This is a genomic window from Micromonospora taraxaci (assembly GCF_007830095.1).
Lineage (GTDB): Bacteria > Actinomycetota > Actinomycetes > Mycobacteriales > Micromonosporaceae > Micromonospora > Micromonospora taraxaci.
In genome coordinates this window covers 3,641,074-3,656,021 of the sequence record NZ_VIWZ01000001.1, presented here as the reverse complement: position 1 = coordinate 3,656,021, position 14,948 = coordinate 3,641,074, and the positions used below count along the sequence as shown (strand labels likewise).

At 72.4% G+C, this 14,948-nt stretch carries 13 protein-coding genes, 1 pseudogene and 1 riboswitch; of the genes and pseudogenes, 7 read left to right on the top strand and 7 right to left on the bottom strand.

The window, feature by feature from the left end:
* Positions 1-26 precede the first annotated feature (26 nt).
* Positions 27-116, top strand: a riboswitch (ZMP/ZTP riboswitch).
* A 19-nt stretch (positions 117-135) separates the two neighbouring features.
* Positions 136-1,572, top strand: a complete 1,437-nt coding sequence (locus FHU34_RS16730; RefSeq protein ID WP_145781566.1) for a glycine hydroxymethyltransferase — start codon at positions 136-138, stop codon at positions 1,570-1,572.
* Positions 1,573-1,681: 109 nt separating this feature from the next.
* Here the strand turns inward: FHU34_RS16730 and FHU34_RS16725 are convergent, their stop codons facing one another.
* From FHU34_RS16725 to FHU34_RS16705, 6 genes and pseudogenes are all read right to left on the bottom strand, one after another.
* Positions 1,682-1,942, bottom strand: coding sequence for a hypothetical protein (locus tag FHU34_RS16725; protein ID WP_030491328.1), 261 nt, complete (start codon positions 1,940-1,942; stop codon positions 1,682-1,684).
* A gap of 67 nt (positions 1,943-2,009) precedes the next feature.
* Positions 2,010-3,338, bottom strand: coding sequence for an aminotransferase class I/II-fold pyridoxal phosphate-dependent enzyme (locus FHU34_RS16720; RefSeq protein WP_145781564.1), 1,329 nt, complete (start codon positions 3,336-3,338; stop codon positions 2,010-2,012).
* A 3-nt stretch (positions 3,339-3,341) separates the two neighbouring features.
* On the bottom strand, positions 3,342-4,445 hold the full coding sequence (locus FHU34_RS16715) for an alpha-hydroxy acid oxidase (RefSeq protein ID WP_244311957.1): 1,104 nt from the start codon (positions 4,443-4,445) through the stop codon (positions 3,342-3,344).
* Between the two features lie 36 nt (positions 4,446-4,481).
* Positions 4,482-5,426, bottom strand: a pseudogene (locus tag FHU34_RS33710) (alpha/beta hydrolase); the annotation flags it as partial.
* A 7-nt stretch (positions 5,427-5,433) separates the two neighbouring features.
* The gene (locus FHU34_RS16710) at positions 5,434-6,645 is read right to left on the bottom strand and encodes a cytochrome P450 (protein ID WP_145781561.1); all 1,212 of its coding nucleotides are present in this window, start codon (positions 6,643-6,645) and stop codon (positions 5,434-5,436) included.
* Between the two features lie 69 nt (positions 6,646-6,714).
* A complete protein-coding gene (locus FHU34_RS16705) occupies positions 6,715-8,019 on the bottom strand; it encodes an SGNH/GDSL hydrolase family protein (RefSeq protein ID WP_145781559.1) in 1,305 nt (434 codons plus the stop codon).
* Between the two features lie 265 nt (positions 8,020-8,284).
* Between FHU34_RS16705 and FHU34_RS16700 the strand changes: the two genes are divergently transcribed.
* The 4 genes from FHU34_RS16700 to FHU34_RS16685 are packed head-to-tail and all read left to right on the top strand — an operon-like array spanning position 8,285 to position 12,420.
* Positions 8,285-9,844 carry an AMP-binding protein gene (locus FHU34_RS16700; RefSeq protein WP_145781557.1) on the top strand — a complete coding sequence of 520 codons (1,560 nt, stop codon included), beginning with the start codon at positions 8,285-8,287 and terminating at the stop codon, positions 9,842-9,844.
* The gene (locus FHU34_RS16695; RefSeq protein WP_145781555.1) at positions 9,841-11,055 is read left to right on the top strand and encodes an MFS transporter; all 1,215 of its coding nucleotides are present in this window, start codon (positions 9,841-9,843) and stop codon (positions 11,053-11,055) included. Before FHU34_RS16700 ends, FHU34_RS16695 begins: the two co-directional genes overlap by 4 nt.
* A gap of 48 nt (positions 11,056-11,103) precedes the next feature.
* Positions 11,104-11,997, top strand: a complete 894-nt coding sequence (locus tag FHU34_RS16690) for an aminoglycoside phosphotransferase family protein (protein WP_167524831.1) — start codon at positions 11,104-11,106, stop codon at positions 11,995-11,997.
* Positions 11,998-12,015: 18 nt separating this feature from the next.
* Positions 12,016-12,420 (top strand): MmcQ/YjbR family DNA-binding protein, encoded by a 405-nt coding sequence (locus FHU34_RS16685; RefSeq protein ID WP_145781551.1) that lies wholly within the window; start codon positions 12,016-12,018, stop codon positions 12,418-12,420.
* Here the strand turns inward: FHU34_RS16685 and FHU34_RS16680 are convergent.
* The gene (locus FHU34_RS16680; protein ID WP_145781549.1) at positions 12,417-12,989 is read right to left on the bottom strand and encodes a hypothetical protein; all 573 of its coding nucleotides are present in this window, start codon (positions 12,987-12,989) and stop codon (positions 12,417-12,419) included. The genes FHU34_RS16685 and FHU34_RS16680 overlap by 4 nt on opposite strands.
* A 233-nt stretch (positions 12,990-13,222) precedes the next feature.
* On the opposite strand from FHU34_RS16680, the gene FHU34_RS16675 reads away from it, so the two are divergent.
* A complete protein-coding gene (locus FHU34_RS16675; RefSeq protein WP_145781547.1) occupies positions 13,223-14,161 on the top strand; it encodes a lactonase family protein in 939 nt (312 codons plus the stop codon).
* 46 nt (positions 14,162-14,207) lie between these two features.
* A complete protein-coding gene (locus tag FHU34_RS16670) occupies positions 14,208-14,897 on the top strand; it encodes an SGNH/GDSL hydrolase family protein (protein WP_145781545.1) in 690 nt (229 codons plus the stop codon).
* The last annotated feature ends 51 nt before the right edge of the window (positions 14,898-14,948 follow it).

Genomic DNA, 14,948 nt, shown 5'->3' with positions numbered 1-14,948 from the left:
ACGGCCCCGGCTGGCCCGGTAGGATCGGACCGGGCCGTTACTGGCGCGTGGGGATGGAGAACCATCGGGGAGCGGCCCCGTCACGAGGACGTTTGCCGAGCGCCTGGGCCTTCCCGCACGTCTGTTGGAGGTCGCATGTCGCGCAACGCCGAGTCCACCGCATTCCGTAGTGCCCTTGAGGTGATCCGGGCGGTCGAGCCCCGGGTGGCCGACGCCATCGGCGCCGAACTGACCGACCAGCGGGAGTCGCTGAAGCTCATCGCCAGCGAGAACTACGCCTCCCCGGCGACCCTGCTGGCCATGGGCAACTGGTTCAGCGACAAGTACGCCGAGGGGACGGTCGGTCGCCGCTTCTACGCCGGCTGCCAGAACGTGGACACCGTCGAGGCACTTGCCGCCGAACACGCACGCGAGCTGTTCGGCGCGGCGCACGCGTACGTGCAGCCGCACTCGGGCATCGACGCCAACCTGGTCGCGTTCTGGGCGGTGCTGGCCGACCGGGTGGAGTCCCCCGCGTTGAAGAAGGCCCAGGTCCGGCAGGTCAACGACCTCACCGAGGCCGACTGGTTCGCGTTGCGCCGCGAGCTGGGCAACCAGCGGATGCTCGGCATGTCGCTGGACGCGGGCGGCCACCTCACTCACGGCTTCCGGCCGAACATCTCCGGCAAGATGTTCGACCAGCGCAGCTACGGCACCGACCCGGAGACCGGCCTGATCGACTACGACCGGGTGGCCGAGGCGGCCCGCGAGTTCAAGCCGCTGATCCTGGTCGGCGGTTACTCGGCGTACCCGCGGAAGGTGAACTTCCGGATCCTGCGGGAGATCGCCGACTCGGTCGGCGCGACCTTCATGGTCGACATGGCGCACTTCGCCGGCCTGGTGGCGGGCAAGGTGTTCACCGGCGACTTCGACCCGGTGCCGCACGCGCACATCGTCACGACCACCACGCACAAGTCGCTGCGCGGGCCGCGCGGCGGCATGGTGCTCTGCCAGCCGGAGCTGGCCGACCAGGTGGACCGGGGCTGCCCGATGGTGCTCGGCGGTCCGCTACCGCACGTGATGGCCGCCAAGGCGGTCGCCCTCGCGGAGGCCCGTCGACCCGATTTCGCCGACTACGCCCAGCGGATCGTGGACAACTCGCAGGCGCTCGCCGAGGGGCTGCTGCGTCGGGGCGCGAAGCTCGTCACCGGTGGCACCGACAACCACCTCGTGCTGATCGACGTGTCCGGTTACGGGCTCACCGGTCGGCAGGCCGAGCAGGCGCTCCTGGACTCGGGCATCGTCACCAACCGCAACTCGGTCCCGCAGGACCCGAACGGGGCGTGGTACACGTCCGGCATCCGGATCGGCACCCCGGCGCTGACCACCCGGGGCCTCGGCACCGCCGAGATGGACCAGACCGCGGAGCTGATCCACACCGTGCTCACGCAGACCACGGCCGGCGCCAACGCCGACGGCACCCCGTCGAAGGCGAAGTACACCCTCGACCCGGCCCTGGCCGACAAGATCGCTCGCCAGGCCACCGACCTGCTGGCCCCCCACCCGCTCTACCCGTCGGTCGACCTGACCTGACCCCCGCCGCTCCTGTCGATCATGGAGTTGTGGTGCCCGAAACGGGCTGGTGCACGACGTTCGTCCACCACCACAACTCCATGATCGACCCGGACGGGGGGTCCTGGGGTTAGGCCATGGGGCGCTTCAGGTGGTAGCGGTGGACTTCGGTGCTGCCTTGGACGTTGTTGACGTCTTCGGCGGCGGAGACGAGCTCCCACCCCTCCCGGCCGGCACGGTTGAGGTGCGCGATGGCGGTGTCCCCGTAGGCGGTGATGTCCTTACGGGACCCGTCCGGCGCGTACCAGACGAACGAGACATGGAAATTGCGGCCCTGTCCCTGATAGCGGCGGACGAGCAGGGCGTACTCCCAGGCAACCATGCGGCCTATTATGACCGTCCACCCAGGACGGCGGAACGCGGGTCGTCGCGCATTGCCATCCGATGAACGCGGTGTGTCAACCCGCCCGGGCGGCCAGCTCGTCGGTGATCAGCGCCGCGAGGCGATCCAACCCGACGTCGATCTGTGCCGGCGTCACCGCGCTGACCGACAGCCGCAGCGCGCACACCGGCGCGGTGTCGTCGTAGAAGTGCGCCATCGGCGTCCACAGCACCCCGTAGTCGCGCGCCGAGCGGTCCAGCAGCGCGTCGTCGACCGGGAACGGCACGGTCACCACCACGAAGAACCCGCCGGCCGGCACCGTCCAGCGCACCGCCGCCGGGCCGTCCGTCCCGGCCGGGAACCGTCGGCGCAGCCCGGTCACCAGGTGGCGCAGATTCCTCGTGTACGCGGAGCGCTCCCGCGTGTTCGCCGGGACCAGGCTGCATCCGTTCTCCAACAACCGGCCACCGATCACCGCCTGCGCTATCGGTGACGTGTTCACAGTGACCATGCTCTTGATCATGGCGAGCTGGTCCGCGAGCGGGCCGACGCGACCGTCCGGGCCGGCCACCCGCTGGTCGGCGACCACGTAACCGACACGCGCGCCGGGGAGCACGGTCTTGGCGAACGAGCCGAGGTAGACGACCCGGCGCTCGGTGTCCAACGCTTTGAGAGTGGGTACGCGCGGCCCCTCGTCGCTGTGGAACAGCCCGTACGGGTTGTCCTCCAGCAGCAGCAGGTCCTCCTCGTCCGCGAGGGTGAGCAACCGCCGCCGGTCCTCCGCGGAGATGCTGACCCCGGACGGGTTGGCGAAGTCCGGCATCACGTAACAGGCGCGCGGCCGCAGCCCCGCCGCCCGGGCCCGCCGCGCCTGGGCCGACAGGTCGGCCAGGTCCACCCCGGGCGGACCGCCGGTGACCGGCCACACCGGCAGGTCCACCAGCCGGGCCGCCCCGGTCAGGCCGACGTAGGTCGGTGCAACGGCGAGCAGCACGTCCGTCGGCCCGGTCCGCAGCGCCCGCAGCACCAGGAACATCGCCTCCTGGCAGCCGACTGTCACCACGACTGCCTCCGGGTCGACGGTGATGCCCTCGTCGACGGCGAGGTTGCGGGCGACCAGGTGGTGCACGATGCCCTTGGTCCGGCCGTACTGCAACAGCAGCCGCCGCGCCTGCTCGGGCGGGTGACCCAGGTCGTCGGTGAGGTGCCTGTGGAACGTGTCCAGGTGCCGGTGCACCGCCGCGACGTCGAAGAACTCCTCGTACGGTCGTCCGGCCGCGAGGGACACCGCCGCCGGGTAGCGCTCGGACACCTCGTTGAGGAAGTTCATCGAGGTCAGCGCCGGGTCGCCCAGCGCGGGGTGCAGGTCTGCGGCGGTCAGGTCGACCGGCTCGGTGGCGGTCACCGCTCAGTCCACGCCGAGTGTCCGCAGCTCGGCCGCCGCCGCCGGGTCGGCGCAGCCGGCCAGGGTGAGCGCGTCGGTCAGCTCGACGGCGAGCAGCGCCAACGCGTCCCGTGCGCCACGTTCGCCGCCGGCGGCCAGCGCCCAGAGCATCGGCCGGCCGAGCAGCACCCCGGCGGCGCCCAACGCGAGCGCCCGCAGCACGTCGGTGCCGCTGCGGATGCCACTGTCCAGAAGCACCTGACACCTGTCACCGACCGCGTCGATGATCTCCGGCAGCATGGTGACGCTGGCCGGCGCGCCGTCGAGTTGCCGGCCGCCGTGGTTGGACACGACCACCGCGTCCGCGCCCATCCGGACAGCCTCGACCGCGTCCCGGGGATCCAGCACACCCTTCACCACCAGCGGCAGGTCGACCCGCTCGCGCAGCCAGGCCAGATCCGCCCAGCGCAGCGCCGGTGCGAACGAGGCGGCGGTGTGCGCGGCGATAGCGGACACCCCGGGGGCGCCGGAGTGCGCCAGGGCGTCGCGACCGTCGGGCAGGTTCGCGGCCACCACGTCGTCCGGCAGCCGGAACGCGTTGCGCAGATCGCGGGGACGACGACCGAGCACCGGGACGTCCACGGTGACCACCAGGGCCCGGCACCCTGCCGCGACGACCCGGGCCAGCAGGTCGCCGACGAGGGCCCGGTCGCGCAGCCAGTAGAGCTGGAACCACACGTCCGCGCCGACGGCGGTGACCTGTTCGACGGGTGTGCTGCTCAACGTGCTCGCCAGGTACGGGATCCCGGCAGCGCCGGCCGCCGAGGCGAGGCCCAGCTCCCCGTCCGGGTGCAGCAACCGCTGGTACGCCATCGGCGCCACCCCGACCGGCATGGCATACGGGCGGCCGAGCAGTCGGGTGCCGAGGTCGACGGTGTCCACCCCGCGCAGCACCCGGGGCAGCACGGCGACCCGGTCCAGCGCGTCCCGGTTGGCGGCGACTGTCACCTCGGCGGCGCTGCCGCCGTCGACGTAGTCCCACACGTCCGGCGGCAGCACCGTCCGGGCCCGCTCGGCGTAGTCGGCGAGCGACACGGCGGGCAGGTCGGTCAGCAGCGGCTCACCCACCGCGTACCGCGTGCCGGTCGGGGCTTCCGCCACCTCGTCGCGCGCGGACGGCAGCCCGAACCGTTCCCGCAGGAACGCCGCCGCGCTGGCCTGCGCCCGCCGGCCGTCGGTGAAGACGCCCGGCATGGCGAAGAAGCCGTGGACCATCCCCGGGTAGTGCGCCAAGCGGGTGGGCACGCCGGCGGCGTCCAGGCGCTCGGCGTACCGCTGCCCCTCGGCGCAGAGGGGGTCCAGCTCGGCGGTGACCACCAGCGCCGGGGGCAGACCGGTCAGGTCGTCGGCGAGCAGCGGCGACGCGAGAGGATCCCGGGCCTGTGCCGGGTCGGCCAGGTAGTGCGTCCGGTACCAGGCCACTGACCGGCTGTTGAACAGCGTCGGATCGTCGTCCTCGCTGGGGCCGGCCGGCTCGCCGCTCTGGTCGGTGTTCGGGTAGACCAGCAGTTGCGCGGCGAGGGAGGGCCCGTCGGTACGGCAGAGCAGGGTGACCGCGGCGGCCAGGTTCCCGCCCGCGCTGTCCCCGCCCACCGCCAGCCGGTCCGGGTCCACGCCCAGCAGGTCGGCGTGTCCGGCGACCCAGCGGGTGGCCGCGTGACAGTCGTGCACCGCCGCCGGGAAGGGGTGTTCCGGAGCGAGCCGGTACCCGACGGTGATCACCTGACAGGGCACCGCGTTGGCCAGCCGCCGGCAGATGCCGTCGGCGGTGTCGATGCTGCCGAGCGTCCAGCCGCCGCCGAAGAAGTACAGCAGCGTGGGCAGCGGACCCGACCCGGCCGGCCGGTACACCCGCAGCGCCAGCTCACCGGCCGGGCCGGGGATGCGCTCGTCGCGTACCTCGGCCACCGGCTCGACCGCGCCGGTGCCGGCGCGGATCGCGGCCAGGTCCGCGGCGCGGGCTTCGGCGAGGGTCTGCGTGTACAGCGGCGGGGTGCCGGTCGCGGCGCGGGCCGCCCGGTACGCCGCCACCTCCGGGTGCACTGCCATGTCGCTCCTATCCGCCGGTGCTGACGAGCAGTTTGTCGATGCCACGCAGGAACAGGCTGCCGCTGTACGTGGGCGTCTCGGTAACCGTCAGGCCCGGGAAGCGGGCGAACAGGCGGGGCAGCGCGAGACGCCCCTCCAACCGGGACACCGCCGCGCCGAGACAGTAGTGCAGCCCTACCCCGAAGGCCAGCGACGGCGGGCCCGGCCGGGTGGGCTCGAAGACGTCCGGCTCCGGAAAGCGTGCCGGATCCCGGTTGGCCGCACCGATGATGATCAGCACGTTGTCGTCCTGGGCCACCGGCACGCCGGCCAGTTCCGTGTCCCTCGGCGCGGCCCGGGCCAGAAAGTGCACCGGGCTCTCCAGCCGCAGCGCCTCGTCGACGCAGCCCTGGGTCAGCTTCTCGTCGGCGGGCAGCGCGGCGACCGTCTCCGGGTGGGCCAGCAGCAGCGGCAGGCCGTTGCTGAACATGTAGACGGTGGTGACGAAGCTGGCGTTGAACAGCACGATCAGGTTGCTGATCAACTCGTCCTCGGTCAGCTCCACCTCACCCGAGTCGAGGGCCTCCACCAGCCCGCTGAGCAGGTCGTCACCGGGCGTTCTGCGGCGGTGCGCCACCAGCTCCCGGTAGAAGACCCGCAGCTCCTCGGCCGCCGTGTTGGCGGCGGCCAGCCGCTCCGGCGTCTTCCCGGCGACGTCGAGGAACTCGTCGATCCAGTCCACCCGTTCGCGGTACCACGCCAACTGCCCCGCCGGGATGCCGATGAACTCGGCCATCACCAACGCCGGAATCGGGTACGCGAAGTCCGCCACGAAGTCGACCACGCTGTTCCCGGCGTCGGCCATCCGGTCCAGCAGATCGTCGACGACGCGCACGATCACCGGTTCCAGCGCGCCCAGCCGACGCGGTGTGAAGGTGCGGGAGAACACGTGCCGCATCCGCGTGTGGTCGGGCGGGTTCACGAACATCATCGAGGTCTGGAAGGTGCGCAGGATCTCCTGTTCCTGCCAGCCGGGTGGTGGTTGTTTGGTCCACTCCGGATCGCGCAGCACCTCGTCGATCACGTCGTAGCCGACCGCCACCGCCGCCACCGTCTTGTGCTCGGCGCGGGGTGGCACCGCGCTGACCGGGCCGAGCCGGTGCAGCTCGGCGTACCACGGATATGGATTCTGGCGGCCCTCTTCGCTGTACAGGCCGGTGAGCAGTTCCTGCACCGTCACGACGTCTTCCTCCCCAGGATGTCGATGCCGCCGGGGGCGGCGGGGATCGCCCGCCGCCCCCGACCGGTGTCACATGCCGAGCAGCCGCAGCGGCACGGCGTCGGCGAGGGCCTGGTTGCCGGCGTCGTTCGGGTGGATGTGATCCCCCGAGTCGTACGCGGGCAGCAGCGCACTGGGCCGTGCCGGGTCGCGCAGCACCCGGTCGAAGTCGAGCAGCCCGTCGAACTCCCGGCTGCTCCGCAGGTACGTGTTGACCGCCTGGCGGGTGGCCTCCTTCTGCGCGGTCCACACGCCGGGCGCCCCGTGCCCCTCGTACGGGGTCAGGGTGGCCACCAGGCTGGTCAGTCCGCGCTGCTGGACCTGCTGGTTGATCTGCCGAAGGGTGGCGATGATCGCCTCGGCTGAGTCGTTGGACATCCAGATGTCGTTGATGCCCAGGTGGGTGACGACGGTACGCACACCGGTCTGGGGGAAGACGTCCTCGTTGAGCCGGGCCGCCGCGTTCGGGCCGAGCTGGTAGTAGCCGGGGTAGTTGCCGTCACCCGGCTCGGTGCCCTCGTGGTTGAGGCGGTTGCCGGCCAGGCTGAGGTTGAGCACACCGGGGGTACGCGCGTCCGGTCGGGCGGCGAGCAGCCGGTCGGACAGCAGGTCGGGCCAGCGCCGGTTGGCGTTGACGGTGCTCCCGTTGCCGTCACCGATGGAGTCGCTGAGCACCACCAGCGCGCCCGGGCTCGCCTTGCGCTGCACGTCGATGCCGGAGAGGAAGAACCAGCAGCAGGTGGGCCGGGTGGTGAACCCGCTGCCCTCGGCCGCCCCGGTCAGGTCGCCCGCGCCGATGAAGTTGGCCTGCTGGGACTGCCCGTGGAAGGTGGTCGGGCCGGTCGGCGTCGGGAAGTGCACGGTGACCACCAGGTCGCTGTCGTCCGCGACCGGGAACGCCAACGGGTCGCTGAGCAGCTCGGCGCCCCGGTTCATGGTCGCCGAGGCGGCGCCGGTGAAGGTCAGCGGACGCAGCGAGGCCGGATCGATGTCGGACAGGTCGTCGGCGGTGGCGGTGTTGGGGCGGGCGACGGTGGCCCGGCCGACAGCGACCGCCTGCTCGCCGTACAGGTTGCTCAGGCGCACCCGCAGTGCCGGGCCGCCCACCGAGACGTGCACGACCATCCGGACGCTCTGGTTGTTGAGGCCGGTGTTGGTCAGCCCGACCGAGTTCCCGCGGGTGACCGCGGTGGCCCAGCTACCCGCCCACTCGGAGCGGTCGGGCCGGCCTGCCGCGGTCCCGGACGGGCCGGCGCTGGCGACGACGGCGGGTGTTCCGGTGACCAGCAGCGCAGCCGCGGCGGCGACGACATGCCATCTCTTCGGGGTCGACATGGAACCTCCATCGTGTGGCAGCCCAGGGTCGTCCAAGGACGGCTCCCGCCTGGACGATGGTCCAGAAACCTAGCCGCCGCCGCTGACGGGCGTCAATCAACCTGATCGACGCGATCAAATGTCCGGCGGGTCTGTCGGACCGCCCGTCGGCACGGTTCCGACCAGCCGTTACCGGCCTAGGCTCGCAGGCGGCGGGCCCACCGGAGCGCGCGCCGCCGTCGCGTCGTCAGCGGGCGCGCCGCTTTCTGGAGAAGGGGGCTGCCGGATGACTGACACACCCGGGCACGCGACGACCTACGTGGACAGGGCGCTGGATCTCTTCGCCGGTTTCGGTGACCGGGAGGCACTGGTCGGAGGGGGCCGTCGCCTCAGTTACACCGACGCTGCCGCGCTGGTGCGGTCGATGGCCGCGACGCTCGCCCGGCACGGCGTACGCCCGGGTGCGGCGGTGCTGGTGACCGTGGCGAACGCGGTCGAGGGTCCGCTGCTCCAACTCGCGCTGCACCTGATCGGCTGCCGGACGATGTGGGTCGCCCCGGTCACGTCCCGCCGGGAGGTCGACGAGTTCATCCGTCTGGCCCGCCCGGACGCCCTGGTCTACGACGCCCGGGACCCGGCCAGCCTGGGCCCGGCCCTGGCCGCCGCGCTGCCCGGCACGCCGGTGTGCTGCCTGGGCGGAGGCGGCGCCGGCCCGGACCTCACCGCTTCCGCCGAGGTGGCGGAGTTGCCGGCACCCGGGGCGACGCCGGAGTCGTTCCTGCAGACCAGCGGCACCACCGGCAGCCCCAAACTGGTGCACCACCGGGAGAGTTTCTACGCCCAGATCCTCACCCTGGCCGCCGACTTCCGTGCCGCCGGGTTCCCGCTGCTGCGGCACCTGTCGCACTCACCGATGTGGCTGGCCAGCGGGCAGATCACCACCCTGTTCAACCTGTTCACCGGTGGGGTGCTGTTCCTGCGCGACGACTGGGACCCGGTGGCCTTCGTGGACACCGTGCAGCGGGAACGGATCAACTCCACCTTCGTCACCCCGCCGATGCTCTACGAGGTGCTGGACCACCCGGCGCTGGTCGGCGCGGACTTCTCCGCGATGTTCATGTTCAACGTGGGCGCCGGGCCCGCCGCGCCCGCCCGGCTGCGCCAGGCCATCGCGCGGTTCGGCCCGGTGCTGCGCATCGTGTACGGCCTCAGCGAAGCTGTCGTGATCACCGCGCTGCCCGGGTTGACCGACGACCCGGAGCACCCGGAACGGCTGCGGTCCTGCGGCCGCCCCTACGGCGACGTGCGGATCGAGGTCCGCGACGACGACGGCGCGGTGCTGCCCACCGGGCGCGACGGTGAGGTGTGGGTGCACACCCGGCTGAGCTTCGCCGGCTACCACGGTCAGCCGGAGCTGACCGCGCAGACGCTCGTCGACGGTTGGGTCCGCACCCGCGACATCGGTCACCTGGACGACGACGGCTACCTCTACCTGGTCGACCGGGCGCACGACATGATCGTCACGCACCGGCGGAACTGGGCGATCTTCTGCCGTCCGATCGAGGACGTGCTGGCCGGGCACCCCCAGGTACGCGCCGCCGCGGTGATCGGCGTACCGGACGACACCGTCGGCGAGGTCCCGTACGCGTACGTGGTGCTCGCACCGGGCGCGACGGTCACCGGGGCGGAGCTGATCGACCTGGTGACCGCGGAACTCAACGAGATGTGGGCGCCGGCCGGGGTCGAGGTCCTCGACCGGCTGCCGGTGAACCGGTCGGTGAAGGTGGACAAACGGGCGTTACGCGAGCGGTACGCGGCGCGGCGGGCGGCGGCGGTCGGGGCGTGACGCCCCGCCGGCAACTGGTCGTCCTGGTCGGCGCGGACCTGATCTCCAACCTGGGCACCCGCATCTCGGTGGTGACGATCCCGTGGCTGGTGCTGGTCAGCACCGGCAGCCCGACCAAGATGGGCCTTGTCGCGTTCGCCGAGACCCTGCCGTACCTGCTGTCCAGTGCGTTGGGCACGCCGTGGGCGGACCGCTTCGGCCTGCGCCGCACGTCGATCCTCTGCGACGCAGGCAGCGCGGTGGCCATGGTGGTCGTCGCGCTGACCCCGTGGCTCGGCTTCGCGCCGCTGGTGGCCCTGGTCGCGGTGGCCGGCGCGCTGCGGGGCATCGGCGACCGGGTGAAGCACGTGATGTTCCGACCGGTCGCCGAGGCCGCCGGGGTGCCGCTGATCCGGCTGACCTCGGCGTACGACGGGCTGAGCCGGGTGGTGACCCTGTTCGGCGCCGCCGTGGGCGGTGTGTTGATCGCCGTGTTCGGGGTGACCGAGGCGATCCTCATCGACGCGGCCACCTTCGCTGTCTGCGCGCTGCTGATCGGCGTCCTGGTGCGTCCGCCGGCCACCCCGTCGCCCCCGGGCCCGCCGGAGAACTACCTTCGTGCGCTGCGCGGCGGGTTCGGCTACCTCGGTCGGGACCGACCACTGCTCGGCATGCTGGTGGTCGTCTCGGCGCTGAACATGGTGGCCAACGCCAGCGTGGCCGTCTACATCCCGGTCTGGGTCGCCCGGGAACTGCACGGGCCGAGCGGGCTGGGCCTGGTGCTGGCGGCGTTCTCGGCGGGCGCGCTGCTGGGCAACGTGGTGTTCACCGCGCTCGGGCCGAGGCTGCCCCGTCGGTTGACGTTCCTGGTCGGTGCGCTGATCGCGGGCACACCCCGGCTGGTCGCCCTGGCGATCAGCGACGACCTGCCGGTGGTGCTCGTGGTGACGTTCCTGTCCGGGATCGGCATCGCGGCGGTCAACCCACTGCTCGGGGTGGCGCTCTACGAACGGGTACCGGCGGAGCTCCAGACCCGGGTGATCGGCATCGCCGGGTCCCTGGCCTTCGTCGGGTTGCCGGTCGGCGCGCTGCTCGGCGGCTGGTCGGTGGACGCGCTCAACCTCACCCCGGCACTGCTGCTCATGGCCGCGTTCTGCCTGCTGGTCACCGCGTCTCCCCTGCTGGCCCGGATGACCACACCGTCGCGCCCCACCCCCGCCACGACGCCGTAGAGCCCAAATCGGTTGCGGGTTTCGGTCGACCCCCGCAGGCTCGGGCGAATGAGCGCACAGCCTGACACGGGCGTATCGGAGATCAGCACCGACCTGGTGCGTCAGCTGATCGCCGAACAGTTCCCCCGGTGGGCGCACCTGCCGGTCCGTCCGGTCGAGGTCGGCGGCTGGGACAACCGCACCTTCCACCTGGGCGACGCGATGACGGTGCGGCTGCCCAGCGGCGAGGGGTACGCCCTTCAGGTCGCCAAGGAACAGCGGTGCCTGCCGGTCCTCGGGGCACGGCTGCCGCTGGAGATCCCCACCCCGCTGGCCCACGGTCGACCCGGTGCCGGCTACCCGTACCCGTGGTCGGTGTACGGCTGGATCGACGGTCAGACCGCCCGCCCCGACCGGATCGACGACCTGACCCGGTTCGCCACGGATCTCGCGGCCTTCCTGTGCGCCCTTCGTGCCGTCGACACTGACGGCGGCCCGGCCGCCGGCCCGCACAGCGCCTGGCGGGGAGGCCCGCTGTCCACCTACGACGCCGAGACCCGTGCCGCGATCGAGGCGCACCGCGACCGGTTGCCCGTCGACACGGTGACCGGCATGTGGCAGGCCGCCCTCGACGCCACCTGGGCTGGGCCGCCGGTGTGGTTCCACGGCGACGTCGCGGACGGCAACCTGCTGGTCCGCGACGGCCGGCTCGCCGCCGTCATCGACTTCGGCTGCTGCGGCGTCGGCGACCCCGCCTGCGACACGGTGATCGCCTGGACCATGCTGGGCGGCGTCAGCCGGGCCGCCTTCCGCGACGCGCTCGGCGTGGACGACGCCACCTGGACCCGGGGGCGTGGATGGGCGCTGTGGAAGGCGCTGATCACGCTGGACGATCCGGAGCGGGCCGCCGGGGCCCGGCACGTGCTCGACGAACTGCTCACCGGGCAGACCGTGACACGCTGAGCCCCGTACCGTGTGGGCATGCCCGGTTGGGACGCCGTACGCCGGATCGCGCTCGCGTTGCCGGAGACCACCGAACGCCCGTCCTACGACGGGCTGCCCGCCTGGCGGGTTCGGGACAAGATGTTCGTCTGGGAGCGACCGCTGCGGCGCGCGGACCTCGACGCCCTCGGCGACACCGCCCCCGACGGCCCTCTCCTCGGCGTCCGAGTGATCGACCTCGGCGTCAAGGAAGCCCTGCTCGCCGACGACCCGTCGATCTACCTCACCACGCCGCACCTCGACGGCTATCCGGCGGTGCTGGTCCAGCTCGACCGGATCAGCCTGGCCGAGCTGACCGAGGTCGTCACCGAGGCGTGGTACGCCCGCGCCCCGAAACGGCTCGCCGCCGCCCACCGCGCAGCTCAGGGGCCCACCAGCGGCTAGCCAGCCGGGGTTGGGACGGCGTGTTCGGTGCGGCAGCGGGGGCAGCGCAGGCGCGCTCCGGCGGCCGTCCGGGGCACCCGCAACCGCTGACCGCAACCGCAGGTCACCACCGGCGCCGACGCCCGCAGGTATTCGTCGCGATCGCGCCTCGGCCACCTGCCGTGACAGCGGGCGCACCACTTCGGCGGGTAGCTGTGGTAGTGGGCGAGACCGAACGCGCCCACGATCATCAGGGTGACCGGGACCAGCAGAGCGAGTACGGCGAGCAGGGCGGACAGCAGCCCGCCGACGCCGTTCGCCACCACAGCGGCCACCACCGTGAGGACGGCCACCGGCACCCCGAGCAGTGTGAACCCGAAGCCCCACGCGAAGACCAGCAGGGACGGCAGGAACAGCCACATGCCGGCGGGGGCCCACCGACGGACGCCGTACCCGCCGCAGCGGGGGCAGTTCGGCGAGGCGCGGTGCGGCACGGACCGCAGCGCCTTCGGTGTCAGCCACTCGACAAGCCGCTTGAGGATCTCCTCGACCAGCTTGGCCGCGAGGGCCTGGAGGAACGAGTCGAGCATCCGTCGCCCCCTCCTCGCCTCAGTCACCGCCACGGGGTCAGCCACCGCCCATCGTGGCCGGCGCGTGCCACCAGCGCGCCTCAGCACGCCGACGTGACCGTCCGTGCGACGTCAACCCGACAGCGCCCAGTCGTACCCCTCGGGTGTTCGTCGGGTGTTCGGCTGGTGGCCGCGCGGGCGTCGGTCGGGCCGGCTACCGTCGGCGCTCTCCCCGCTCCAGGAGGCCGCCGCGCATGACGTCATCGCAGATTCGCCGTACCACCGCCGACGTCGCCGCCGTCCACCGGATCGGCGACAGCGCACCGCACAGCGCGTTCACCGACCTCGTCCGGTACGCCGGGAACTGGTTCTGCGCCTTCCGGGAGGCGCGGACCCACCTCAGCGACGACGGCGTGATCCGGGTGCTGACGTCAGCCGACGGGCGATCGTGGACGTCCGCCGCCGTCCTGCGGCAGGCCGGCGTCGACCTGCGGGACCCGCGCTTCGTCACCCGGCCGGACGGTCGACTGCAACTGCTGGCGGCGGCGGCCACCGGTGAGACCACCAAGACGTTCCAGACGGTGACCTGGCACTCCGGCGACGGGCGCGCCTGGGGCGATGCGGTTCCGGTGGGGGAACCAGGTGTCTGGGTGTGGCGGGCGGCCTGGCACGACGGCGCGATGTACGGCGTCGGCTACGCCACCCGGGAGCCGAGGTTCGCCCGGCTCTACCGCAGCACCGACGGCGTCGACCTCCAGCCGTGGGTGCCACTGCTGGTCGAGGGCGGGTACCCCAACGAGTCGGGGCTCGTCTTCACCCCGGACGGCACCGCCTTCTGCCTGCTGCGCCGCGACGGGGCCGAAGCCACCGCGCTACTCGGTCGGGCACTGCCCCCGTACCAGGACTGGAGGTGGACCGACCTGGGCACCCAGGTGGGCGGGCCGGCGTTGCTGCGGCTGCCCGACGGGCGTCTGCTGGCCGGGGTACGGCTGCACGACGGCGAGGTCCGCACCGCGATCTGCGCCGTCGACCCCGCCCGGGGCGAGCTGACCGAGCTGGTCGCGTTGCCCTCCGGCGGTGACACCAGCTACCCGGGACTGGTCTGGCATGACGGCCTGCTGTGGGTCAGCTACTACTCCTCCCACGAGGGACGGACCTGCGTGTACCTCGCCGAGGTCCGGATGACCGATTGAGGGCGGCCCGCTGTCCACCCCCGGATCACTCGATTAGCCTGCGGGCATGGCATCGACGCTGGCCGAATCGACGGATCCGTACTGCCTGCGGGAGGGCGAGAGCGCGGCACTGCTGAGCGGGCACGGGTGGCGCCGCTTCGTCGTGCTCGGCGACAGCGTCGCCGAGGGCAGTTGCGAACCCACCCCGGGTTACTCCGACCAGCAGTGGGCCGATCGGATCGCCGCCGAACTGGACGCTGCCCGTCCGGGTCTGGCGTACCTCAATCTCGGCCGTAGCGGGCTGCGCGCGCACGAGGTCCGGGCCACCCAGCTGGCCCCGGCTCTGGCGTTCGGTCCGGACCTGGCGCTTGTGGTGTGCGGCGGCAACGACGCCTTCCGGTCCCGGTACGACGCGGACAGCGTCGACGCGGAACTGACCGAGATGATCGTCGCCCTCCAACAGGCCGGCGCGGACGTGATCACGGTGGGCATGTTCGACGTCTCGTACAGTCCGGCGGTGCCGGAGGCGGCGCGCCCCGGTCTGCGGGAGCGGATGCGTCGCCTGTCCGCGCACACCGCGCGACTCGCCGAGCGTCTGGGCACCCTGCATGTGCACCTCACCGACCACCCGCTGACGGCCGACCCGACCCTCTACAGCACCGACGGCCGCCACGGCAGCGCCCGCAGCGACGCCATAGCAACGGCCGAAACCCTCCGCGCTCTCTCCGCCCACCTCGGCCCGACCTCACCCCGTTGATCATGAAGTTACTGCCATCTGCGGCGGCGCGTCGAGGCAGTAACTTCATGA